The sequence below is a fragment of the Salinivibrio sp. PR6 genome (assembly GCF_001995955.1).
In the GTDB taxonomy this organism is placed as follows: Bacteria; Pseudomonadota; Gammaproteobacteria; order Enterobacterales; family Vibrionaceae; genus Salinivibrio; species Salinivibrio siamensis.
This window is the reverse complement of the sequence record NZ_MUFA01000006.1, coordinates 111,781-133,805: the sequence shown is the minus strand read 5'-3', so window position 1 is coordinate 133,805 and position 22,025 is coordinate 111,781. Positions and strand designations below refer to the sequence as shown.

Genomic DNA, 22,025 nt, shown 5'->3' with positions numbered 1-22,025 from the left:
GTGGTTTTATCATGTGCCACCGTCAATGCTTTCAGCCACGCGCTAGCCATATCACATCCAACGCACGTCACACCCCATACGGATTCATGCGCTCAAACAAGCTTTTTGCGCTAAGGATTATGGTATGGTTTCGTCATTGTCGTTCAAACACACAGAGCATTATGGCCAATAGTTCACAGCAGCCAGCCCAGACGCTGGCCGGTAAACGTATTCTGCTTGGCATGGGTGGTGGGATTGCCGCATATAAGTGTGCCGATCTCACCCGCCGCCTCATCGAGCGTGGAGCCACCGTCAAGGTGGTGATGACCCATGCCGCAAAAGAGTTTATTACGCCATTGACCATGCAAGCCGTTTCTGGGCATCCCGTGTCTGATAGCTTGCTCGACCCGGCTGCCGAAGCCTCAATGGGACACATTGAACTGGCTAAATGGGCGGATCTCGTGCTGATTGCCCCGGCAACTGCCGATTTGATTGCCCGGATACATGCAGGCATGGGCAATGATTTGCTCACCACCGTATGCTTGGCCACCGATGCGCCTCTGGCGATTGCGCCAGCAATGAACCAGCAAATGTACCGCGCCCAAGCCACTCAGGCGAACTTACGTGGACTGCGTGCCCGCGGCTGCTTGATATGGGGCCCCGACAGTGGCGCGCAAGCTTGCGGCGATGTGGGCCTTGGGCGCATGCTCGAGCCGCTGGCCTTAGTGGCGGAATGCGAACGTTGGGCCGGCCCCAAACCGCTTTCAGGCAAGCGCGTGATGATTACCGCCGGCCCTACCCGCGAAGCCTTGGACCCTGTTCGTTATCTCTCTAACCATAGTTCAGGGAAAATGGGCTATGCCCTCGCCGAGGCGGCAGCCAGTTTAGGGGCCGACGTCACCTTAGTCTCTGGCCCGGTTGCGCTGTCAGCGCCGGCAGGAATCACGCGTATTGATGTCACCAGCGCCCAACAGATGCATGATGCAGTACATGAGCGCATCACCGACCAAGATATTTTTATCGGCTGTGCCGCGGTCGCGGACTACCGTCCACAACACATCGCCGAACAGAAGATGAAAAAGCAAGTGGATAAAGACGCGATGACCGTCACCATGGTAAAAAATCCCGATATTATTGCTTCGGTAGCGGGCTTAACGTCACATCGTCCATTTACGGTCGGCTTTGCCGCCGAAACCCAAGATGTCGCGACCTACGCGCGTGACAAGCTGGCGCGCAAAAAGCTTGATATGATTTGTGCTAACGATGTGTCCCAATCCGATCAAGGCTTTAACAGCGATCGCAATGCCTTACATCTGTTCTGGCCTGGCGGCGATCAGGCGCTGCCCGTCGAGGAAAAACGCTTATTAGCGCGCAATGTCATGGCACACATTCACGCGTGCTATTTACAACAAACCTGTCAGAAGCAACCCTGAACCACACAATACAAACAGCTTATATTGAGCAAAAATACAAGTTCAAAAGCGTGCGCCATGGCCACGCTTTTTGCTTTTAATACAGAGACCTCGTCGCTAAGATAGGAGGAAATACTCACACTGGGCGGCACCTCTCCATGATGCCTCCTTTACTGGTCGCCAGTGTGATAGATAAAAAGACAAAGGAATCGCACCCATGGCAGCCCCAAAAAAAAGTAATCGCCGCGAAGAGATCCTCCAAGCGCTCGCGCAGATGCTGGAGTCAACCCAAGGCAGCCAACGCATCACCACGGCCAAACTCGCCGAACAAGTCGGGGTGTCTGAGGCGGCACTCTATCGCCACTTCCCCAGTAAAGCGCGGATGTTTGAGGGATTAATCGAATTTATTGAAGATTCACTGTTATCCCGCATCAACCTGATCATTGAGGAAGAAAAGGACACCTTGGTGCGCCTCAAACTGATCTTGCAATTATTGCTGGCCTTTGGTGAGCGCAACCCGGGGCTCACGCGCATTATGACAGGTCATGCATTGATGTTTGAGCAAGATAGGTTGCAAGCGCGTATCAACCAGCTGTTTGAGCGCGTCGAGGCACAGCTTAAGCAAGTACTGCGCGAGCGTCGTTTACGTGAAGGGAAGGGGTTTCCATTGGATGAGGCGGTGCTTGCCAGCCAATTGATTAGCCAAGTAGAAGGCGGCTTTTGTCGCTACGTACGCTCGTCATTTAAACAGCTGCCGACCGCCAATTTCGAGCAATACTGGCAACTGCTCACCAATCAACTGCAGTGAATAGCAGTGCAACGAGCGTAGTGCAGCTGGCGCACTCAAGTCAGCCAGCTGCACACCTGTAACTTAAATCCCGTAGCTCGCCTGGTACGCTTTCACCGCCGCTAGATGAGCTGGATCCGCTTGGCTTTGCTCCAAATAGGCGACCAAGTCCGACAAGCTAATGATAGAAACCACCTGACAATCGAAGTCACGCTCCACTTCTTGAATCGCCGACAGCTCACCTTGACCACGCTCTTGGCGGTCAATCGCCACCAACACCCCAGCAAGCTGCGCCCCTTGCGCCTGAATCAGTGTCATTGACTCACGGATAGCGGTACCTGCAGTGATCACATCATCCACCAACATCACACGGCCACTCAGCGCGCTGCCGACCAAGTTGCCGCCCTCACCATGGTCTTTGGCTTCTTTACGGTTGAAGCAATAAGGCGTATCCACATTATGGTGCGCAGCAAGTGCTACCGCGGTGGTGGTAGCAATCGGGATCCCTTTGTACGCAGGACCAAACAAAACATCGTAATCAATCCCTGCATCCATCAACGCGGCCGCATAAAATTCACCCAGTTTTGCCAAGTCACGCCCGGTGTTAAACAAGCCGGCGTTAAAAAAGTACGGACTTTTCCGCCCTGATTTAAGCGTAAACTCGCCAAACTTTAATACCTCTCGCTCAAGGGCAAACTCAATAAACTGGCGCTGATAGGCTTTCATTCGTTCCTCTCTTGGTTGTCTTGGTGACACGCCACATGTCACCCGGGGTCGTATAGATAAAAAAATAGCCCCCGATGTGGGAGCTATTCAATCTGTTATGCGTCGGCGAGTGCCGATTTTTGCGCGACGACAATGTCATCAATGCCCTTACTGGCCAACGCGAGCATCGCGTTTAGCTCATCGGGGGTAAACGGCTCCGCTTCGGCGGTGCCCTGCACCTCAATCATGCGGCCATCTTCGAGCATCACCACATTCATGTCGGTATCGGCCGCCGAGTCCTCCACGTATTCAAGGTCACAAATCGGCGTTTGCTGATAAATACCCACTGATACAGCGGCCACATGCCCACGCATCGGGTTAGCCGCAAGCTTGCCCTCGCGTACCAGCGCGTTAAGCGCGTCCGCCAGTGCTACACTCGCCCCCGAAATGGACGCCGTGCGCGTGCCGCCGTCGGCTTGAATCACGTCACAGTCAACGGTAATGGTGCGCTCACCCAGTGCTTTTAAATCGACCGCGGCGCGCAAACTGCGGCCAATCAAACGTTGAATTTCGACGGTACGGCCACCTTGTTTACCGCTGGACGCTTCACGACGGTTACGGGTGTGGGTTGCACGCGGCAACATGCCATACTCGGCAGTCACCCAACCTTGGCCCTTGCCTTTTAAAAAGCGCGGCACGCCCTCTTCAATCGTGGCGTTACAAATCACCTTGGTATCACCAAAGCACACCAACACAGAGCCTTCTGCGTGGGCCGTAAAACCGCGGGTAAAGCTAACGGGACGAATTTGGTCGAGTGCTCTTCCACTTGGGCGCATGCAAGTTACCTTATTGACTGACAGAATGTGGGCGCGATTATACGTGTTTCTCCGCCCGCTTGCGATCCCTGTCCGCCCCACAGACCAAGACAGCTGACGACGGGGGCGAGGATGCGTATAATCTTTGCCATTCACCTTCAGCACACAAGAGCAGGTACACATGATCCACAGTATGACCGCCTACGCCCGACAAGAACTCAAGGGCGATTGGGGCAACGCGGTTTGGGAAATCCGCTCCGTTAACCAGCGCTATCTCGAAACCTACATTCGCATGCCTGAGCAGCTACGTAGCCTTGAGCCTGTGGTACGCGAGCGTTTTCGCAAGCGCCTAGCCCGCGGCAAAGTGGAATGCAACCTGCGCTTTGATACCTCACAAGCCAGCCAATATAAGCTCACCATCAATGAAGCCTTGGCCAAGCAAGTGATTCACGCCGCCAAATGGGTGAAAGAGACCGCAGGTGAAGGCAACATCAATCCGTTTCAAGTCCTGAACTGGCCAGGCGTGATGGAAGCGCCGGAGCAAGACACCGACGAGCTACACCGCGCCTTATTAGCTGGTCTTGATGAAGCACTTGATGCCTTTATCGCCGCACGTGCCAGCGAAGGCGAGAACATGAAAGCCCTGATTGAGCAGCGACTCGATGCCATTAGCGCCGAAGTGATCAAAGTGCGTGAAAAGATGCCCACCGTGATTGAGTGGCAGCGTGAACGTTTAACCACGCGCTTAGAAGAAGCACAAGTGGAACTCGACCCAGCCCGCGTTGAACAAGAAATGGTGATGCTAGCGCAAAAAGTGGATGTTGCAGAAGAGCTTGACCGCTTGGACTCACACGTTTCAGAAGCACATAAAATCCTCAAAAAAGGCGGCGCCTGCGGCCGACGCTTGGACTTTATGATGCAAGAGTTCAACCGCGAAGCTAACACCCTCGCTTCCAAATCAATCAGCACCGAGATCACCGCCTCCGGCGTCGAGCTCAAAGTGCTTATCGAGCAAATGCGCGAGCAGATCCAGAATATTGAGTGATGTTTATTAGTGTTCATCGATGTCATTAACAGCAATATAATCAAATATTTATTCTTTTTTTGACGGTCATGGTGTTCGTGTAAGCTCTGCCAAGTTTGGGTAGTAGGTTGGGGAGTATTTTCTCGCTATATTGTATCGGCGAATTGTACTCCCCAATTTTTAAGGCAGAAAAATGAGCACGCTACACGACAAAACCGTCAAGAAACTTATCCGAGAAAAGCTATCCGTTCGGCATGCCGACAGCAATGGCCTCTACCTTATGACCCCGAAACGCGACGACTCCTATTGGATGCTTCGCTACCCCAGCGATCAAGCGTAGAGGTGCTGACCCGGTTCATGGACGACAAAAGGTCAACCAAAACCCCTTTCAAGCGCTCAATGATCTGTACGCGGACTACTGCGAACTTCGTCGACGAGAAATCGCATCTCACCAGAAAGAAAAGAGCCTATACGAGCGCGAGGTGGCTGGCGCATCGGAAAAGTGGAATTGGACAAAGTCCATCCCGTCGATATTAACGAGATCCTACGCGACGTCACCAATGGATATGACGACAATAAGTCTCGCTCGGCCAGCAAGCACTGCAAACCCAAACCGCACAACACGACCCGATCATGAGTGCGGTGCTCGATGCAATAAACAACATGCTGATTGACTTGATGGCCGCCATGGCCAGAAAGGATTACGAAACTCGCCGCGCCAGACAGCACCAAGGCATTGCCGCCGCCAAACAAGCCGGCAAATACAAAGGGCGCCAACCCGACAGCGAACGCCACCAAAAAGTGCACCGATACCGAGAAATGGGGATGAGCTTAACTGAAGTGGCCGGCGCGACCGGATACAGCCGATCGCAAGTGTGTCGAATTTTGGCGAAAAAATAGGGCGCCTTGGCGCCCTTAGTATTTATCAGTTGGGTAGGGAACGGTAATGGGAAATTACGTGCTCCCAGCGACCGAAACGAAAGCGTGGATAAGCCACTACAGGCACCACTTTTTGCTTTCTTGCTTTCGGAAAGCGAACGCCATTTTTCATGAGATACTCCTCATTTTTATGAGAGAGGGATCCCCATGAGTTGAGATAGGCCGAGTTTGTGCGTATTATTGAGTCGTATTGAAATAGTACACACCTCAGAGCGTGGGACCTCTCAGTAGTAGAGCTATTTTGCTTGTTGGCGCAAGCAAAACCCCATCTCAACGGTAAATAGGCATATCTATTGGCGTAGATATGCCTTTTTATTTCTCTTTTCTTACCCCCTTAAACGGGCTTCCGTCCTGCTTTACATTCATAAAGCGGCCAGTGTTCGCATCTCGCTTCACCCAATGCCCTGAAGCCGTTTGAGTTTGAGAACGCTCTCGTACTGCACCGTGTCGGCGGTTGTCACCAGAAACACCATTTGTAGCCATACTCTTCCTCCTATTTCATCTTCAGCATGGATAGAGTAAACCTTAACCAAATCTCTTTTAAGATTCAAGGCATAGATCTAATTTTTATTTAAAAATGATCTTGCCACATATACTTTTAATACGTGCTTTGAGTTTTCTGTTACAATGGAGGAAAGAAGAGGGCTATATCATGACCACATATCGAGACTTAAAAGCAGAGGACGTCTCCCTAGCTGAGCGCATGGCTTATATCGATTTTAAGCTGCAGTTCACGGGGACGATTAACCGCTCTGACTTAAAAAATATGTTTGGCTTAGCAGAAGCGGCATCATCCAAAATGATGAAAACGTATGCCAGCATTTGTCCTGGAAATATGGATTACGTCCGGAAGAAGCGAGCCAACGCCATACTGGTAGACACCTTTAAACCTTTGCTAGATCTGTCTGCTGATACCGCATTAGGCATGCTAGCCAATGGGTTCAATAAAAACAAAATACTCACTGAGCCTATGCTTCCCTACGCACGAATAGGTATCCCCAACAGCCACCTTGATGTAAACAACGTCGCTTGCATTACGCGAGCTATCGCCGGTGGCTACTCGGTTAAAGCAAACTACTTCTCTGCACACAGCAAAGGCGAATCTTGGCGTGAAATCTTCCCATTAGCCATTTTCTTTAACGGTAAAACATGGAGCTTTCGAGGGTGTTGTAAAAAAGACAGCCCTGAAGGCGTGTTTAAAAACTTCGACTTTGCGAGGGTTAAAGAAGTAAAAGCTAATGAAGACAACAGGATATCGAATGAAGAAAGCTTGAGTAACGATAAGATGTGGAGCACTCAAGTTCCGCTACTACTTATTCCACATCCGAACCTGCCGGAAGATCAACAAAACATCATTAAGATGGATTTTGGCTTTATGCACGACACGAAGCTGATCGTTTATGAACGAGCAGCACTGGTCTATGTAATGACGAAACTTTGGCAAATTGATGCTCGAACCGAGGGCGAAATCGATGAAGGGCCTCAGTGCGATCCGTTGCAATATCAGTTTAAACTCACCAACCAAGATATGGTTGATGTCGTCATTAAAGACTTAGAGTCTCGCTCGCAGGACTAGTTAAAAACAACGGAACCGCTGCGGGATTGAGCGCGACCGATAGCCAAAACTAAAAAAGCCCGCAGAAACGGGCTTTATCCTCAAGCGACCACTAAATGCGTGGATCATTATCCGCCATCTGTACGGGTAGCGTCTGTATAGGCGCTTCACATAGATACCAATAATGAAAATCACCATTTGGTGGCACACCAATTGGCTCTTCGCGCATAATCATAAGGCCATGATTCATCAACTTTTTGTTGATAGCCCGTATCGCATCAGAGGGGTTTGAAATATCAGTCACCATCCTGATTTGATGGGTATTGATAAGAGGAGTGTCGGCGACGGCTACGAAGACCTTAGCCATTTTGGTTTGTCGCGATCCTTGGTAGAAGAGCCAAGATAAGCGTGCTATTTCAGCGCTACCTAAGGACACGGGAGCCGTGTGTAACGACCGAAGTCGCGGTTTCGAATAATTCATAATTTAAGATTTCCGTATTAAATACAAATTTATACCCAAAAAAGCGACATTTTGGCATAAAGCCGCTATTTCAGTATCTAACGTGACTTTTAGGTCACAAAAAGCATAGTAACAAAAAATAAACAAAACACAAATACCCCGCCCAAAAAAAATGGGCGGGGTGTCTGCTGTGTTTCTTCAAGTTATGCCTGCTCGAAGAACACTTTTTAATACGGAAAACGTAAAGTAACTTTACAAGGTCGAATGTAAGACCTGTCGACAGGGGTGTCAAACTGTCACCTCCTTGTACTTTTATTGACCACCTCTCGCAGTAAAACCATTGGTTTTCTACCACAGAAAGCACCCTAAAAGACGCTCTGAGACGATTTCTACCTTCTGAGCAAGGAACATCCCCGCCATAATGACCGATAAGCACTGTGTCCCGATCCGGGGCAATAAAACATTTATATTATAAATGATTTTTTTGTGATTTACCGCACAGGATACTTATATCCGATTCGAAAACCGGCCATACACTATATCGTTTGTCCTATCAAAAACCTCCCAACCCACCAACACGGAAAAACCAACACCGCGAAGGAAAATAAAGGCATACGGCCAATTCACCCACCGCGCCCGACAGCAACAAGGCATTGTCGCCGCCAAACAAGCCGGCAAATACAAAGGGCGCCAACCCGACAGCGAACGCCACCAAAAAGTGCACCGATACCGAGAAATGGGGATGAACTTAAAAGAAGTGGCCACCGTTGAAATCAAGATCTTCTGAAAGTCGACTGCTGTTGTAGCACATGCGTAGTGAGGTGCCGCCAATAAAGGTTAATCGCTGCAGAACGCCTTGCTTGATCAGCACATCCATAATGTCATGATGCAAGATCTCTTTTTCGATCACGGGCGTGATTGATGCATAGTCAGGGTTTGACTGTACGATTTGGCGAATTTGTTGCTTCAGCATACGCTCTCTCCTACACGCTCCCCCATACTTAGCTCTCCAGCATATGTAAATTGCGGCGGCAGTGCTTTAGATCTGCAATCGCTTGTTCTTTGAATGCGCGATACATTTGGATATCGGGGTCATAGTATAAATTAGGGGCGATTTGCTCGACTGGCCTTTTAGTATGGGTAAATTCGATCACGCCATAAGGCGTATCAAAACAACCACTTCGACCTTTAGTCACTACCGTGGTCCTGCCCATCACAATTTGCGAAATATCACCGGTATGACTGAGCTGGCTTTCCAAGCTGATGTAATTCAATACCCCACTACGTAACTTTTTGATGATTTTATAAATAGCCGTCTCAGGCTCAGGAGGGGTAATCATGCTTTCATAGAACCCTTTTACCACCCGTCTTAGCAAGCCCTTTTTTACGCTATCTGCGAGGAGTTTTCTAAAAGCAGGATCACAGGGCACACCCAACATAAAAGCAAGCTCAGCTGCACTGTGAACGCCTCCGCCAGCGCGAACTGCTTTTGCGAATACGTTTAGTAGCTCATCAGACTTTGCCATAGGTCTACACTAAATTACCAAATAACTCACTTAGCGTAGACCCATTATTAAACCAGCGCAAGAAAATGGTCTACACAAAGTTACTTTATAGGTAACAATCTGTAGACCAATAGGCGCACATAAAGGCTTTTAACCAATCAAAACTCAACGATATTTTTTGCGAACAACGCTTCACGACGGCTGTTAGCTGCTACAAAGCGCTTAAACCGCAATTAAAAGAACGCAGAATAATCGTGAAGCTGATGCAAATAGCGTAATGCCGGATCGTAGCCACTGGGGCAAGTGCGATTTGCTTGCTCGTGCGCTTGCTGGCAACCAGGCTCACGCTGGCGATAAATAGCGGTTAACGCGTTCGCAGAAAACGCCCTAGCACTGTGCCATGACCCCTGCCTCAAATACTCTCCCCGTGTTCAATGCGGTAGCCGAGATCGATGTGGCTCGGCCAGGTGTCGACGCCGCGGAGTCGGGCGATAAGCTCGGTGGCGGCGACGCGGCCGATTTCTTCTCGAGGGGTGATCACTGTCGCCAGTTTGGGGAGCATGGCTTGGCTGATGTCGTGGCCGTGAAAACCGGCAATCGCAATGTGTTCCGGCACCTTGATCCCGCGTCGTTGGCACTCATATAAAGCGCCAATCGCCAAATCATCGTTGGTGCAAACAATGCCATCCACCTCGGGATGTAATTCAAGGAGCTGGCCGAGTAACTTGGCCCCTAAGGTAAATGACGAGGCGTCTTCAGTTTGTAGGCTGATCGGCGTTTGCTGGGTTTGATCAATCGCTTGATGATAGCCCTCAAGCTTTAACCGCGTGCGCTCATCCATACGGGCGGCAAAATACGCAATGCATCGGCGCCCTTTTTCAATCAGGGCGTTGGTCATATCGCGCGAGGCTTTGGTGTTGTCAAACCCAACCGCTTGCTCGAGGCGTGGCGACACGCTGTCCATGATTTCAATCACCGGAATCGAGGCGGTTTGCAGCATTTTACGCGCTCTATCGGTATGGACATTTTCGGACAAAATGATCGCATCGACGTTATACGAGAGCAAAGACTCAATGCTCTGCTCTTCAAGCGCGGCGCTGTAGCTGTAGTGGGCAATCATGGTTTGATAGCCCTCTGGTGAAGTGACGGATTCAATCCCGCGGATCACTTCGGCAAAGACTTGGTTGGTCAGGGAAGGCACCAGTACGCCAATTGCATGGGATTTTGCATTGGAGAGAATATCGGGGGCGCGGTTGGGAATGTAACCCAGCTCCTCTACCGCCAATTGGATTTTTTCACGGGCGGCGTCCGAGACCATCGCCGGGTCGCGTAAACAGCGGCTTACTGTCATTTTGGTGACGCCGACTCGATCGGCAATGTCTTGTAATGTCGGTCGCTTTTTCTTATTCGCCATCTGGGTCTTTCATTGATGCAGTCTTGTTTTGGCTCCATCATACCCACTCTTTGGCCCTTTTTGTTGTTACGTGTAACAAAAAGGCGCGCCCATCACAGCGCGCGTTGGCTTATCGTGTTTGTTGTCGCTTTGGCTGCTCACTCCAGGTCAAATGGTACTGGCGTGACCCATCATCATCGACACGTGCATAACCATGGGCGCCAAAATAGTCGCGCTGAGCCTGAAGCAAGTTAGCGGGTAACACCTCGCTATGAAGAGCATCAAAATAGCTCAATGACGCCGCCATCGCGGGAATAGGCACCGCCGCTTGCGCGGCACTGGCAACGGTCGCACGCCAGCCGGAAGCTTGGCGGCTCATCGCCTCGGCAAAGGGCGCGACAAGAAGTAAGTTAGCGACATCTGGCGTCTGTTGATACGCGCTGGCAATCTCGCTTAAACATTGTGCGCGGATAATGCACCCTGCCCGCCAGATCTTGGCAATTTGCGCAAAATCCAGTGTCCAGCCTTGTTGCTGCGCGGTGGTGTTGATCAGATCAAACCCTTGGGCATACACCGATAATTTGGCGCAATACAGGGCGTCGTGGAGGTTTTCAAGCTGCGTATCAATATCATCATACGCAACAGCCGCTGAGTTGGTACGGGTTTTCGCTGCCGCCACTCGCACCGCTTTTAAGCCACTTTGGGCGCGTGCAAACACCGCCTGGGCAATGGTCGGGGCCGCGACACCAGTTTGCAGCGCATTCACTGCCGTCCACATGCCTGTCCCCTTTTGGCCGGCTTTATCCAGTACCACCTCGACGAACGGCTTACCTGTGATAGGGTCTGGGGTTTGTAGGATCTCGGCGCTGATTGCCATCAAGTAGCTATTGAGCGGCCCTTGGTTCCAACGAGCAAAACAGTGGCCAATTTCCACCGCCGACAGTCCTAGTGCTTGCGACATAAAATGGTACGCTTCCGCGATTAACTGCATGTCCGCATATTCAATGCCGTTATGTACCATCTTGACATAATGACCCACACCCGCCCCGCCTAAATAAGCGGCACACGGCTCCCCCTGCTCAAACTGGCCCACAGGCTGACCGGCGTGATCCACTTTTGCCGCAATCGCCAACCACATGGGTTTAACCTGCGCCCACGCTGACGCATCGCCACTGGCCATCAGCGAGGGGCCGGTACGCGCGCCCACTTCCCCACCGGAGATGGCGGTGTTAAAAAAGCGCAACTGCCCTTGGTAGTCGCGGGCGCGCCGCTCACTATCTGTCCACAGGCTGTTGCCGGTATCGATAACAATATCGTCAGGTGCCAGGCCCGCCGCCAACAACTCATCGATCACCTGATCAACAACTTCGCCGGCGGGCACCGACAAGGCGATAACACGCGGCGTTTGCAAACTGGCCAGCAGCTGAGATAGCGAATCGACCACCGTTAGCTGGCCTTTTCCCGAGACCTGATTGAGGGGCAGCGCGGCCTCGCGCGCCGCTTGCCGGTGATGCGGATCAATATCAAAGCCTGCGACGTTAAAGCCATGATCGACAAGGTTTAAAGCCAGGCTTTTCCCCATCACACCTAATCCAACCAGACTTATCTGTGATGGCATCATGACTCCACCTCCTTTATTTGTTGCAACGCGTGCGCGACCACGGTGTCGACGGGGTAAGAGATATCGACAAACAAGGCCTCTTCGGCGCTGGGCTCAACCAAGGCGTCAAATTGGCTACGCAGCATGGCTTCACCATGAAAATAGTGGTTAGCCCGTTTTTGTAGCCGTGACCAAATCGTGGCGTAATCCCCTTGCAGGTAGACAATCACTAACTCTGGGTTGTTTTGTCGCAGAACGTCACGGTACTCCGGTTTTAATGCTGAGCAGGCAATCACCGCCGCTTCGTTGTCGGTGTACAGACGGTTCAAGGTGCGCAACCAGCCACTACGGTCAGCATCAGTCAGTGGGATCCCTTGCCGCATTTTTTCAACATTGTCAGCGGGATGATAATCGTCACCGTCATAAAAAGGCAGGTCGAGTGCACGGGCAATTTCACTGCCAATCAGGCTTTTTCCGCACCCTGAAACCCCCATGATTAATAGTTTTTTTACTTTCATTACACACCACAACCCTTAGCCAGGCCACACGCCAGCGATAACATCTTGAGAACTCGATATTGCTGTTTTAATACCATGATCATTGCCACCACATTGCCAACTCAGGGAAGATAATCACCAATGACAGCACGAACACTTGCAGGGCGATAAAAGGCAGGAGTGAGGTAAAAATCTCACCAAGACTAATGTCTTTCGGGGCCACCGATTTAAGGTAAAAAGCAGCGGGTCCAAATGGTGGCGAAAGGAACGACACCTGCATGTTGAGGCAGAACACCACCCCGAACCAAATGGGGTCAAAACCAAGCCCGGTGATGATGGGCACAAAAATCGGCATGGTTAACAGCGCCACCCCGACCCAGTCTAGAAACATCCCTAAGACGAGTAAGATCACCATCATGATAAGCAAGGTACCTATCGCACTGCCGCCACTTAGGCTCAGGATCACTTGTTCAACAAAATCAATCCCGCCCATCAGGTTGTAGATTCCCACCAGGGCGCTGGCACCAATGCCAATCCACATGATCATCCCGCAAGTGCGCATGGTGGCAATCGCGCTCTCTTTGAGCATCGAACGGTTCATCTCACCACGGACAATCGCAGACAGCATGATCCCCACCACGCCAAGCGCCGAGGCTTCAGTGACCGAGGCCACCCCGGTGTAAATACTACCAAGCACCACCGCTACCGAGAAAAGCGGGAAAAAAAGCGCCTTAAAGTAGCTCACTTGCGGCTCCTCTTCTTCGCCGCTGTCGCTTGGGATCGGTGCCAGAGATGGGTTTAACTTACAGCGAATCAACACATAAGCGATGTAACAGGCGGCGAGAATAAAGGCGGGGAGAAAGGATGCCTTGAACAAATCGCCAATCGATACACTGGCGGTCATGCCGTAAATAATCAGTACGATACTGGGCGGCAGCATGGTCCCGAGCGCGCCCCCGGCACAGGTGGTCCCGATCGCCAGTTTGCGATCATAACCAAGGCGGAGCATTTGCGGTAATGCCAAGATCCCCAATAACACGGTTTCACCGCCAATCACGCCAGACATAGAAGCCAGCAACACCGCGACTAAAATGGTTTGTACCGCGACTCCGCCTCTCACCTTGCGTCCTAGGGACTTCATGGCATCGAAAAGATCTTTGGCAATGCCTGAACGGTCAAGCAGTGCTGCCATCAACACGAACATCGGCACGGCTAAAAAGACGTAACCAGAGGCAAAACTGTAGGTACGGCTGGCAATTAATGGCATCGCCTCGGGGCCAAACCAAAAGAGGGTAAAAAAGATCGCCACAAACCCAGACACAAACGCCAATTGCATCCCAGTGAGCAGCAGTCCAATCAGCATCACCAGCATGAGCAGGCTTCCCCATGCCAGTCCAATCGAAGATAAATCAAACATCGTCTTTGTTCCTCAGTCCCATCAGCTCTTGGATGAGATGCAATACAAACTGGATCACGAGAATACACAGCGCGATAAAAATCAGCCCTTTAAGCAGCGCCGGATAGGGCGCATTAAGCACAGACCCCGAGGTCTCAAGCCGTAATTCGCCCCAAGGTGCAAACCAGGCTTCCTTGGCAAGCGAGTAGGATGAATAAGCCAGCATACTGGCAAACGCGAGCCCCACGAGGTGATGAACCAGGTTGAGGTATTTGCGCGTTTGTGACGACACCGCGTCGTAAACCAGGACGACACGCACATGGCGATTGGCCGCGAAGGCATAAATCCCACCGATAATGAACAAAGAGCCGCCGATAAATGAGGCCGTTTCATGCACCCAGGTGGTGGGCGAATCAAACAGGTAGCGCATCACCACTTCATAAAAAGAGATAAAGACGGTGGCGATAAACAACCAACTTAATAGGTGGCTCACCTTAATGATCGCTCTATCGAGTACGTTTCTTGGGTGCTCGTCGGGCTCGGGCGGGGTATGAGGTGTTTGTTCAGTCATAAAATAGGTCCACAATCAGGAGGGCGATGCCCTCCTATCACTGACAAGACAAGGATGAATGCTTACAACAAGCCATTGGTTTCTAAGAACTCGGTCACTGAGTCATACACTTTTTGTGCATTCGGTGAGCGCTCGGCAAACACTTTCCATTGGGTTTTGGCAATTTCACGAAACTTCTTGCGCTCTTCGTCAGACCAATCGTGGATAGTGATCTCTGGGTTGGCTTTGGCCTCTTTCACAGCTGCCATATCTGCCATTTTCAGTTGGGTGGTCATGTCGTAAGAAAAGTCACGAACAGAGGTTTTCAAAATGGTCTGCAAGTCTTCCGGCATCTTGTCCCATTTTTTCTGCGCAATAGAGATATCAATCAGTGGCAGCGAGTGGAAGCCTGGTTGCACTGGGTGCGGTGCAATATCATTCATGCCCGCTTTTTGGTTGGTGGAAAACACGGTGTAATCGGCCGCATCAATCACCCCTTTACTCAGACCGGTAAAGACTTCCGAGCCCGGCAAGTTAACCGGTGTGGCGCCAGCGGCGGCAAACACTTGCTGCACCAAGCCTTCCGGGGCACGCAGTTTGAGCCCTTTCAGATCAGCCACGCCATCAATCGGTTTTTTGGAAATAAACGACTCAACGCCTGTGGTCGATGCGCCTACAAACTGCACGCCGTACGGAGCGTAAAGCTCAGTCATCAGCTCATTCCCGCCACCGTAATTCATGTATTGCAGCAGCTGGGTGGTATCGGACCAGGCACCGACCATATTACCAATCAAGCCAAAGGCCGGATCTTTGCCCGAAAAGTAGCCCGTGGCGGTAACATGGCCGTCCAGGATCCCCATTTTTATCGCCCCAAGGGTCTCGGTGTGTTTCACCACAGAGCCGACAGGCAATAAATCGATATTGATTTGGCCATCAGACATGGTCTCAACACGATCCGCCCAGCGCTGCTGAACCTTAAAGTTGAGATCACCTGAGGGATCAGAGGATTGGATTTTCAGATTAAAATCCGCCGCCATCGCTGACACAGAGAACAAGCCAGAGATAGAGGCAGCGAGCAGGGTTTTCGTTATTGCTTTCATAGTAGGATGTCCTTGTTTTATTTCCACTTATTCCAAAGTCCTGGAATGCGATTGGTCGAAACACTGGATGTAATAGTTATGTTACCAACGTTCTACGCCGTAAAGTTACCGGTAACACTAATGCATGAACAGAGATCGCACTCACAGTTATTGATTAATTTGTCACAAGGATAAAGCAAAGAGGAAGAAGTGTGAGGCACACCACATTGGCGGTTGTCGGGCTAGCGTCCGCGGTAAAAAGCGTAAGCATGAGCCGATGCCCACCCTGAAACAGGGTGGGAAACGGTGCTAGCGGGTGGTTTCAGGCTTTTTTTCGCCCACCGACTCGTGCTGAACGTCCGCGTCAGCGGCCGGCTGCTCAGCGCGGCGTTTGTGTTTGCGGTATTTGGGATGGGTGATTGGGATCGCGGAGAGTAGCTTTTGGGTGTACTCATGCTGGGGATGATGGTAGACGGTTTCAGTCGGCCCCTCTTCTACCACATGACCAAAGTACATCACTGCCACCTTATCGGAGATATGGCGAACCACCGATAAGTCGTGGGAGATAAAAATCATCGCCAAGTTCATCTCTTGCTGGAGTTTCAGCAACAGATTAAGAATCTGCGCCTGCACCGACACATCCAAGGCGGAGACGGATTCGTCACAAATAAGCAGTTTCGGTTTAAGGGCGATCGCTCGTGCAATACCAATTCGCTGGCGCTGACCGCCCGAAAACTCATGCGGATAGCGGTTAACCGCATCATGGGGTAAACCGACTTTGTCTAATAGCTCAAGTACCCACTGACGACGCTCTTTCGCGGTGCCAATATTGTGAATAATAAAGGGCTCTTCTAAGATCCCGCCGATGGTATGGCGCTGGTTTAGCGACTCGAGCGGGTCTTGAAAGACAATCTGCATGTCTTTGCGCAGTGGCCGCATCTGACGTGGCGATAAATGCGTGATGTCTTTACCTTCAAAGAAAATTTTCCCTTCAGTCGGCTCAAACAGCTTAAGCATGGTACGGCCAAGGGTGCTTTTGCCACATCCCGACTCACCGACCAGCCCCAGCGTTTCGCCTTGTGACACCGAGAGCGATACGCCATCGACGGCTTTAATGGTGTAGCCTTGACGAAGCAGGCCTTTGCCCGAGACAAAATACTGCTTCAGATTTTCTACTCTGAGGACTTCCTTGCTCATCTCGTTCTCCTGCAACTACGTGGATGATGGCGCAGCATCAAAGTCTTCCAACGGACGAATATCAATCATCTGCTTGGGTTGATGGTGACGCCCTGGCATTAATCCCAACAAACGCTTGGTATACGGATGGGCTGGGTGATCAAAGAGTGTGAAAATATCGGCCCGTTCGCGAATTTGGCCATCGTACATCACGGCAACATCGTCACATACCTCGGCGACTACCCCCAGATCATGGGTGATAAAAATTACCGCCATGCCGGTTTCTTCTTGCAGCTCGTTAATCAGATCCAAAATCGAGGCCTGCACCGTTACATCCAAGGCGGTGGTTGGCTCATCACAAATCAAGATATCGGGCTTGCAGGCCAGTGCCATCGCGATCATTACCCGCTGACGCATCCCGCCAGACAGGTTATGCGGATACTCGTTCAGCCGCTTTTCTGGCATCGGGATTTTCACCTTAGCCAGCATGTCGAGCGCACACGCCGCGCGGGCTTTTTTGTCGAGCTCTGGGCGGTGTAGCGTCAAGACTTCATTGATTTGCCGGCCAATGGTGTGCACAGGGTTCAGCGCCGTCATCGGGTCTTGGAAGATAATCGAGATCCGATTGCCGCGCATCGCATAGCGCTCTTTGGCGGGCAAGGTCACCAAGTCGGTCCCGCGGTACAAGATTTCACCACCCGTCACCTGCCCGTAAGGCTTAGGCAGTAAGCCCATGATCGACATCGCTGTAACACTTTTGCCGCTGCCCGACTCGCCCACTAAGCCGAGCGTGCGCCCGGCTTTCACCTCAAAGCTTACCCCGTGAAGTACCTCACGGGGGCCATCGTCAGTGGTAAAATTAACGGTCAAATCCTTAACCGAAAGAATGACATCCTGGGTCATAACCGCCTCTACAGCTTGTATCTGTCATCAATGATGGTCACCGGCTCAAAGGCTTTGTCCTCGTCCATGGCCTCTTCGGTGGCGTCTTTCATCTCTTCATCAATCCAGAAGGTGCCAAAGCCCATCACGCGGCCGCTGGTCACCATCTTCTCGGTGCGCTTGGTCATTGCGTTATCTGGGATTTGCACATAACGCCAAAAGCCTTGACGCACATAGGGCACCATGTACCCGGGCACAATCACACTGGCTTCTGAGATCTTAGCGCGGATCTGGTGCGACAGCTGGTATTTCTTCGCCATGTCGAACTCGGTCTTGTACGCCATGATCAGCTTATCCAGCGCCGGGGAGCTGTAATTGGTGTGGTTATTGGTTTGCTTTTTATTGGCGTTATCCGAGTGGAAGTACTGCCAATAGGCCGGGATTTCTGAGGTACCCATATCAAGAAACGCCAGCTGATGCTTTTTCTCCCGCACGTATTTAAACGCCGATGAGCCATCAACCAGGTGGATAGTAAAGTCCAACCCCGCTTGCTTCGCTTGCTCTTTCAAATAGGCAATACGCGGCGTGTGATGCTGATACCCATAAGTGATGGCAAAGCTTAAGCGCTCACCTTTGTCATTAACACGAATACCATCGGGCCCCACTTGGTCAAAGCCGGCTTTTTCGAAATAGCTGATCGCTTTTTTAGGATCAAATGGTGGTGGCGTCGCACCATCATTGTCGTACTCACCATGACCATGTCCCATTGCATGTGGCTTGCGTGAGTAGTCACCACGGGTAATGTTTTCAATCATGCCATCAAAGTCGGTGGCATAGATGATGCCTTTGCGCACATTGATATCATCGAGTAGCGGCATGGCGGTATTCATCCATAACCCCCCCGCGCCAACCGGCACCTCGTTGTGGCCCCAGAATTTGATGATATAACCTTTTTTATAAGGTTCAGATTGGGTTTTGTCGTGCCACACATCCGGTAAGAGCAAGTCGAACACATCCAAGTTGCCTTTCTCAAAGTGCTTCATGGCGATGTCGTTATCCCGGATCACACGCAGGCGAATTTTGTCGACGTTATAGCGGTGCTGATAATAGGGGTTGGTGTAGCCCCACCAGTCATCGACATGCTCAAAGGTGACGCTGCGGCCTTTTTGCACCCGCGCTAATTCGTACGGACCCAGGGTGGGCGTCGCTTTGAAGTTATAACGGCGCACAAAGTCGTCGGCAATGCCGTCTTGGTTTTCATCTTTACGCGGATTGGCGTAAAAATGCGCGGGACGTGGGACCAAACTACCCAAGGTATACATCAGATCTTCGTCACTTTTCTCTATCGCGGTCGAGATCGCAATGGTGTGTTGGTCAATTTTCTCTACCCCACCAATGGTGTTGGTGTAGTAGTCGTTGTACCAAGGGGCAACAATGTCTTTCGAGCGGTAGAACTGCATCATAAAGACAAAATCATCAGCGGTGACGGGCTCGCCATCCGACCAGGTCGCCTCTGGGTTCAGTTTAAAGTAGATGGTTTTATGGTCGTCGCCATAGGCCCACTCGTTGGCCAAATCCGGGATCCATTCCAGCGTGTCAGGGTGGCGCTTTACCAATGAGGGCATTTCATCGAGAAAATAGCTGCGCAGGCCTGAGTTGGAGTCTGGGCCAACCGTGCGCAGCGTCTGGGGAAAGGAGCTTAAGTGTGAGCGCAGAACGCCGCCGCGCTTGGCGTCGGGAGAGCCGATTTTAGGCGCATCCCAGTTGGTTTGCCAATTGAGGTTTTCAGGCAAATCCGCCGCCCAGCCAGTCAGGCTAAACATTGAGATTGAGGTCGCAAGGATCAGTTTTTTCATCGTGATTTCCTTATCGTGATTCAAACATTGCACATTGTGTTTAACGTTAGTCGTAACGGGTGAATTTTTTCGGGTCGAACGCGGCGCGCACCGCTTCACCAATGAAGGTCACCATCACCAATACCACCACCAGTGAGGTCACCACGGACGCAACAATCCATGGCGCGTCCAAATTTGATTTGCCTTGCTGCAACAGCTCGCCCCAACTTGGCGTCGGCGGCATCAGTCCTAGGCCGAGATAATCCAGCGCCGTTAGCGCGGTAATATTGAGTGCGATGGTAAAGGGCGCCAAGGTCACAATCATCACCATGGTATTGGGCAAAATGTGACGGAATAAGATCCGGCTGGTCGAGGCACCGAGTGCACGCGCGGCCATCACATAATCACGCGCTGACTCTTTATAGGTCATGGTGCGCATATACCAGGTAATCGCCATCCAGCCAAACAACACGTTAATCCCCACAAACAGAGCAAACGTGGGCTGGAGAATCGAGACCAAAATCATGATCACGTACAAAAACGGCACCATCGACCAGATTTCGATAAAGCGTTGGAAGAAGAGGTCAAACTTGCCGCCCCAAAAGCCCATCGCACAGCCGACAGCCGTGCCAATCGCATAGGAAGCGGCCATGGTGAGCAACGCAAAGCCCATGGCGATACGAAAGCCGTACACCAAGCGGGCGAGGATGTCGCGACCAATCTCATCAGTGCCAAGGTAATGCTGATGCTCAGCGCTGGGCGCTGTCGGCGGGAAGTCACCGCTAAAGTCTTGCTCAAGCGGGTTCCACGGCACTAGGGGCATCACCACATAATTGTCACCGCCTTGCGCGGCAAAGGCTTTCGCGAGCTGACGATAGTTGGCCTCACTGGTTCCTACCTGCCCAAAATCGCTCGCCAAGTACACATCACTCAGTACCGGGAAATAATACTCGCCGTCGTATTTGACCATTAACGCTTTACTGTTGATAAAAAGCTCGGCAAACAGCGACAACACCAGCATGGTGGTCAAGATGATAAACGACCAGTAACCGCGTTTAATTTGCTTAAAACTGCGGATTTTCTTTTGAGTTAAAGGGCTAAACGTCAACATATCAAGATCCAAACTTCACGCGAGGGTCAACCAAGGCAACACAGATATCGGAGATAATGTTGCCGGCCAGCAGTAAAAGCGCATTGATGGCGACAATGCCCATTACCACCGGATAATCGCGCTCCATAATTGACTCATAGCCAAGTAAGCCAATGCCGTTGATGTTGAAAATCACTTCAATCAAAAACGCACCAGTCATAAAGAACAACAAGGAGTTGCCAAAATGGCTGGCTATCGGAATTAAGCTGTTGCGCAGCGCGTGTTTGCGTACTGCCGAGCGGAACGGTAACCCTTTGGCGATAGCAGTACGGATATAGTCCGCCGACAAGTTTTCCATCAGGTTGTTTTTCATCGTCATGGTCAGAGTGGCAAAGTCACCAATCAGATAACAAATCAGCGGCAGCACCGCATGCCACATCACATCTTTGGCGCGTTCCCAAAAACTGGTGGCATCGTAGTAAGCGTCCCCCACAAAGCCCCCCATCGGAAACCATTCGAGGTGATAGCTAAATAAGGTGATCAGCAATACCCCCACCACATAGCCGGGTAAGGCAAAACCAATAAATATCAGCACAGAGGAAGACGAATCAAACACCGAGCCGTGTTTGAGGGCTTTGTAATAACCAAGCGGAAGAGAAATGAAATAACTGATGAAGAAGGTCATCCCGCCATAAAACAAAGAGACGGGCAGACGCTCGGCAATCATGTCGGTGACCGGCTCGTAGTAGCGGGTCGACTCGCCCAAGTCCAAATTGGCCAGTTTGCCGAGCCAATCCACGTAGGCCTCGAGCACGGGTTTATCGAGGCCGTAAAATGCCTTGAGTTCGGCAATCTGATCGTCTGATAACGCTGAGCTATCGCCAGCACGCTGCAAGCTCGAGCCACCATCGGCTTGAGCCTGCATTTGCGTCATCATCCGTTCGACCGGTCCACCTGGTACTAGGCGGGTAATACCGAAAATCAAAATGGTAATGCCGAGAAACGTCGGGATCACCAACAGTAACCGGCGTAAAAAGTACGACAGCATAGTCCACTACTCCCTGTCCACTGTCTGATATTTTTGCAGAGCACTGCGCCTGCCGTTGCGTTCTCTTGGCCATCCTAAGCACTGAAAGCAACAATACGTATTACACACTTATATAAAGTGGTCTATATTTATCTTGAATTTTGGTCACGATCAACGATAACACGCTGTCAAAAGTCATTTTTTGCGACAAAACAATGACGTTATTCCGGCACTAATTACTGTGTTGTGCTAGCTTGCTTATCGCTAAAAGCAATAAATATTTCAATCAATAGTTAAAAAGGTTTGGTTTAAAATGCAA

At 51.1% G+C, this 22,025-nt stretch carries 25 protein-coding genes; 6 read left to right on the top strand and 19 right to left on the bottom strand.

Translation table 11 applies throughout. From position 1 onward, the window contains the following. Positions 1 to 161 precede the first annotated feature (161 nt). Together coaBC and slmA are read left to right on the top strand one after the other, a co-directional pair. On the top strand, positions 162 to 1,412 hold the full coding sequence (coaBC, locus tag BZG72_RS06585) for a bifunctional phosphopantothenoylcysteine decarboxylase/phosphopantothenate--cysteine ligase CoaBC (RefSeq protein WP_077666410.1): 1,251 nt from the start codon (positions 162 to 164) through the stop codon (positions 1,410 to 1,412). A 196-nt stretch (positions 1,413 to 1,608) separates the two neighbouring features. Beyond that, positions 1,609 to 2,199: a nucleoid occlusion factor SlmA gene (gene slmA, locus BZG72_RS06580; protein ID WP_077578225.1), complete on the top strand. Its 591-nt coding sequence runs from the start codon at positions 1,609 to 1,611 to the stop codon at positions 2,197 to 2,199. Positions 2,200 to 2,262: 63 nt separating this feature from the next. On the opposite strand, the gene pyrE is transcribed toward slmA, so the two are convergent. Both pyrE and rph read right to left on the bottom strand, forming a co-directional pair. Continuing rightward, complete coding sequence (pyrE, locus tag BZG72_RS06575; RefSeq protein ID WP_046074691.1) at positions 2,263 to 2,904, bottom strand: orotate phosphoribosyltransferase; 642 nt, start codon at positions 2,902 to 2,904, stop codon at positions 2,263 to 2,265. 95 nt (positions 2,905 to 2,999) lie between these two features. Next, the gene (gene rph / locus BZG72_RS06570) at positions 3,000 to 3,719 is read right to left on the bottom strand and encodes a ribonuclease PH (protein ID WP_069361927.1); all 720 of its coding nucleotides are present in this window, start codon (positions 3,717 to 3,719) and stop codon (positions 3,000 to 3,002) included. A gap of 160 nt (positions 3,720 to 3,879) precedes the next feature. On the opposite strand from rph, the gene BZG72_RS06565 reads away from it, so the two are divergent. From BZG72_RS06565 to BZG72_RS06555, 3 genes are all read left to right on the top strand, one after another. Beyond that, complete coding sequence (locus tag BZG72_RS06565) at positions 3,880 to 4,743, top strand: YicC/YloC family endoribonuclease (protein ID WP_077666409.1); 864 nt, start codon at positions 3,880 to 3,882, stop codon at positions 4,741 to 4,743. Positions 4,744 to 4,915: 172 nt separating this feature from the next. Then, complete coding sequence (locus tag BZG72_RS16410; RefSeq protein WP_241832530.1) at positions 4,916 to 5,062, top strand: hypothetical protein; 147 nt, start codon at positions 4,916 to 4,918, stop codon at positions 5,060 to 5,062. Positions 5,063 to 5,355: 293 nt separating this feature from the next. Next, positions 5,356 to 5,622 (top strand): helix-turn-helix domain-containing protein, encoded by a 267-nt coding sequence (locus BZG72_RS06555; RefSeq protein ID WP_108743028.1) that lies wholly within the window; start codon positions 5,356 to 5,358, stop codon positions 5,620 to 5,622. 25 nt (positions 5,623 to 5,647) lie between these two features. Here BZG72_RS06555 and BZG72_RS16515 read toward each other — a convergent pair whose 3' ends face one another. After that, a complete protein-coding gene (locus BZG72_RS16515; RefSeq protein WP_256365723.1) occupies positions 5,648 to 5,773 on the bottom strand; it encodes a hypothetical protein in 126 nt (41 codons plus the stop codon). Positions 5,774 to 5,973: 200 nt separating this feature from the next. Then, positions 5,974 to 6,144 carry a hypothetical protein gene (locus tag BZG72_RS16310; RefSeq protein ID WP_172971700.1) on the bottom strand — a complete coding sequence of 57 codons (171 nt, stop codon included), beginning with the start codon at positions 6,142 to 6,144 and terminating at the stop codon, positions 5,974 to 5,976. Positions 6,145 to 6,313: 169 nt separating this feature from the next. Between BZG72_RS16310 and BZG72_RS06550 the strand changes: the two genes are divergently transcribed. Further along, entirely contained in the window at positions 6,314 to 7,237 is a 924-nt protein-coding gene (locus BZG72_RS06550; protein WP_077666407.1) for a WYL domain-containing protein, read from the top strand. Positions 7,238 to 7,328: 91 nt separating this feature from the next. On the opposite strand, the gene BZG72_RS06545 is transcribed toward BZG72_RS06550, so the two are convergent. The 15 genes from BZG72_RS06545 to BZG72_RS06480 form a co-directional block, all read right to left on the bottom strand. Next, complete coding sequence (locus BZG72_RS06545; protein WP_077666406.1) at positions 7,329 to 7,583, bottom strand: hypothetical protein; 255 nt, start codon at positions 7,581 to 7,583, stop codon at positions 7,329 to 7,331. An 841-nt stretch (positions 7,584 to 8,424) separates the two neighbouring features. Further along, on the bottom strand, positions 8,425 to 8,649 hold the full coding sequence (locus BZG72_RS06540) for a nucleotidyl transferase AbiEii/AbiGii toxin family protein (RefSeq protein WP_198930057.1): 225 nt from the start codon (positions 8,647 to 8,649) through the stop codon (positions 8,425 to 8,427). 28 nt (positions 8,650 to 8,677) lie between these two features. Then, positions 8,678 to 9,202 carry a type IV toxin-antitoxin system AbiEi family antitoxin gene (abiEi, locus tag BZG72_RS06535; protein ID WP_077666405.1) on the bottom strand — a complete coding sequence of 175 codons (525 nt, stop codon included), beginning with the start codon at positions 9,200 to 9,202 and terminating at the stop codon, positions 8,678 to 8,680. A 212-nt stretch (positions 9,203 to 9,414) separates the two neighbouring features. Then, entirely contained in the window at positions 9,415 to 9,597 is a 183-nt protein-coding gene (locus tag BZG72_RS16195) for a hypothetical protein (RefSeq protein WP_131828027.1), read from the bottom strand. Further along, positions 9,594 to 10,595 (bottom strand): gluconate operon transcriptional repressor GntR, encoded by a 1,002-nt coding sequence (gene gntR / locus BZG72_RS06530; protein WP_077666404.1) that lies wholly within the window; start codon positions 10,593 to 10,595, stop codon positions 9,594 to 9,596. The genes BZG72_RS16195 and gntR overlap by 4 nt, the downstream gene beginning before the upstream one ends. 109 nt (positions 10,596 to 10,704) lie before the next feature. Further along, the gene (gndA, locus tag BZG72_RS06525) at positions 10,705 to 12,195 is read right to left on the bottom strand and encodes an NADP-dependent phosphogluconate dehydrogenase (protein WP_077666403.1); all 1,491 of its coding nucleotides are present in this window, start codon (positions 12,193 to 12,195) and stop codon (positions 10,705 to 10,707) included. Then, a complete protein-coding gene (locus BZG72_RS06520) occupies positions 12,192 to 12,692 on the bottom strand; it encodes a gluconokinase (protein ID WP_077606752.1) in 501 nt (166 codons plus the stop codon). Before BZG72_RS06520 ends, gndA begins: the two co-directional genes overlap by 4 nt. Before the next feature lie 79 nt (positions 12,693 to 12,771). Beyond that, entirely contained in the window at positions 12,772 to 14,088 is a 1,317-nt protein-coding gene (locus BZG72_RS06515; protein WP_077666402.1) for a TRAP transporter large permease, read from the bottom strand. Next, a complete protein-coding gene (locus BZG72_RS06510) occupies positions 14,081 to 14,638 on the bottom strand; it encodes a TRAP transporter small permease subunit (RefSeq protein ID WP_077606753.1) in 558 nt (185 codons plus the stop codon). The genes BZG72_RS06515 and BZG72_RS06510 overlap by 8 nt, the downstream gene beginning before the upstream one ends. 62 nt (positions 14,639 to 14,700) lie before the next feature. Then, on the bottom strand, positions 14,701 to 15,717 hold the full coding sequence (locus tag BZG72_RS06505) for a TRAP transporter substrate-binding protein (protein WP_046074670.1): 1,017 nt from the start codon (positions 15,715 to 15,717) through the stop codon (positions 14,701 to 14,703). Positions 15,718 to 16,005: 288 nt separating this feature from the next. Next, entirely contained in the window at positions 16,006 to 16,893 is an 888-nt protein-coding gene (locus BZG72_RS06500; protein ID WP_077666401.1) for an ABC transporter ATP-binding protein, read from the bottom strand. Positions 16,894 to 16,908: 15 nt separating this feature from the next. Then, on the bottom strand, positions 16,909 to 17,775 hold the full coding sequence (locus tag BZG72_RS06495; protein WP_077666400.1) for an ABC transporter ATP-binding protein: 867 nt from the start codon (positions 17,773 to 17,775) through the stop codon (positions 16,909 to 16,911). 8 nt (positions 17,776 to 17,783) lie between these two features. After that, positions 17,784 to 19,610, bottom strand: coding sequence for an extracellular solute-binding protein (locus tag BZG72_RS06490; RefSeq protein WP_077666399.1), 1,827 nt, complete (start codon positions 19,608 to 19,610; stop codon positions 17,784 to 17,786). 46 nt (positions 19,611 to 19,656) lie between these two features. Then, positions 19,657 to 20,700, bottom strand: coding sequence for an ABC transporter permease (locus tag BZG72_RS06485; protein WP_046074668.1), 1,044 nt, complete (start codon positions 20,698 to 20,700; stop codon positions 19,657 to 19,659). Position 20,701: 1 nt separating this feature from the next. Next, a complete protein-coding gene (locus BZG72_RS06480) occupies positions 20,702 to 21,727 on the bottom strand; it encodes an ABC transporter permease subunit (protein WP_046074667.1) in 1,026 nt (341 codons plus the stop codon). Positions 21,728 to 22,025: the final 298 nt, after the last annotated feature.

What these genes read in the sequence shown, in the direction of transcription:
- coaBC (WP_077666410.1), top strand. Translation starts at nt 162, where the DNA reads ATGGCCAATAGTTCACAGCAGCCAGCCCAGACGCTGGCCGGTAAACGT.
- slmA (WP_077578225.1), top strand. Translation starts at nt 1,609, where the DNA reads ATGGCAGCCCCAAAAAAAAGTAATCGCCGCGAAGAGATCCTCCAAGCG.
- pyrE (WP_046074691.1), bottom strand. Translation starts at nt 2,904, where the DNA reads ATGAAAGCCTATCAGCGCCAGTTTATTGAGTTTGCCCTTGAGCGAGAG.
- rph (WP_069361927.1), bottom strand. Translation starts at nt 3,719, where the DNA reads ATGCGCCCAAGTGGAAGAGCACTCGACCAAATTCGTCCCGTTAGCTTT.
- BZG72_RS06565 (WP_077666409.1), top strand. Translation starts at nt 3,880, where the DNA reads ATGATCCACAGTATGACCGCCTACGCCCGACAAGAACTCAAGGGCGAT.
- BZG72_RS16410 (WP_241832530.1), top strand. Translation starts at nt 4,916, where the DNA reads ATGAGCACGCTACACGACAAAACCGTCAAGAAACTTATCCGAGAAAAG.
- BZG72_RS06555 (WP_108743028.1), top strand. Translation starts at nt 5,356, where the DNA reads ATGAGTGCGGTGCTCGATGCAATAAACAACATGCTGATTGACTTGATG.
- BZG72_RS16515 (WP_256365723.1), bottom strand. Translation starts at nt 5,773, where the DNA reads ATGAAAAATGGCGTTCGCTTTCCGAAAGCAAGAAAGCAAAAAGTGGTG.
- BZG72_RS16310 (WP_172971700.1), bottom strand. Translation starts at nt 6,144, where the DNA reads ATGGCTACAAATGGTGTTTCTGGTGACAACCGCCGACACGGTGCAGTA.
- BZG72_RS06550 (WP_077666407.1), top strand. Translation starts at nt 6,314, where the DNA reads ATGACCACATATCGAGACTTAAAAGCAGAGGACGTCTCCCTAGCTGAG.
- BZG72_RS06545 (WP_077666406.1), bottom strand. Translation starts at nt 7,583, where the DNA reads ATGGCTAAGGTCTTCGTAGCCGTCGCCGACACTCCTCTTATCAATACC.
- BZG72_RS06540 (WP_198930057.1), bottom strand. Translation starts at nt 8,649, where the DNA reads ATGCTGAAGCAACAAATTCGCCAAATCGTACAGTCAAACCCTGACTAT.
- abiEi (WP_077666405.1), bottom strand. Translation starts at nt 9,202, where the DNA reads ATGGCAAAGTCTGATGAGCTACTAAACGTATTCGCAAAAGCAGTTCGC.
- gntR (WP_077666404.1), bottom strand. Translation starts at nt 10,595, where the DNA reads ATGGCGAATAAGAAAAAGCGACCGACATTACAAGACATTGCCGATCGA.
- gndA (WP_077666403.1), bottom strand. Translation starts at nt 12,195, where the DNA reads ATGATGCCATCACAGATAAGTCTGGTTGGATTAGGTGTGATGGGGAAA.
- BZG72_RS06520 (WP_077606752.1), bottom strand. Translation starts at nt 12,692, where the DNA reads ATGAAAGTAAAAAAACTATTAATCATGGGGGTTTCAGGGTGCGGAAAA.
- BZG72_RS06515 (WP_077666402.1), bottom strand. Translation starts at nt 14,088, where the DNA reads ATGTTTGATTTATCTTCGATTGGACTGGCATGGGGAAGCCTGCTCATG.
- BZG72_RS06510 (WP_077606753.1), bottom strand. Translation starts at nt 14,638, where the DNA reads ATGACTGAACAAACACCTCATACCCCGCCCGAGCCCGACGAGCACCCA.
- BZG72_RS06505 (WP_046074670.1), bottom strand. Translation starts at nt 15,717, where the DNA reads ATGAAAGCAATAACGAAAACCCTGCTCGCTGCCTCTATCTCTGGCTTG.
- BZG72_RS06500 (WP_077666401.1), bottom strand. Translation starts at nt 16,893, where the DNA reads ATGAGCAAGGAAGTCCTCAGAGTAGAAAATCTGAAGCAGTATTTTGTC.
- BZG72_RS06495 (WP_077666400.1), bottom strand. Translation starts at nt 17,775, where the DNA reads ATGACCCAGGATGTCATTCTTTCGGTTAAGGATTTGACCGTTAATTTT.
- BZG72_RS06490 (WP_077666399.1), bottom strand. Translation starts at nt 19,610, where the DNA reads ATGAAAAAACTGATCCTTGCGACCTCAATCTCAATGTTTAGCCTGACT.
- BZG72_RS06485 (WP_046074668.1), bottom strand. Translation starts at nt 20,700, where the DNA reads ATGTTGACGTTTAGCCCTTTAACTCAAAAGAAAATCCGCAGTTTTAAG.
- BZG72_RS06480 (WP_046074667.1), bottom strand. Translation starts at nt 21,727, where the DNA reads ATGCTGTCGTACTTTTTACGCCGGTTACTGTTGGTGATCCCGACGTTT.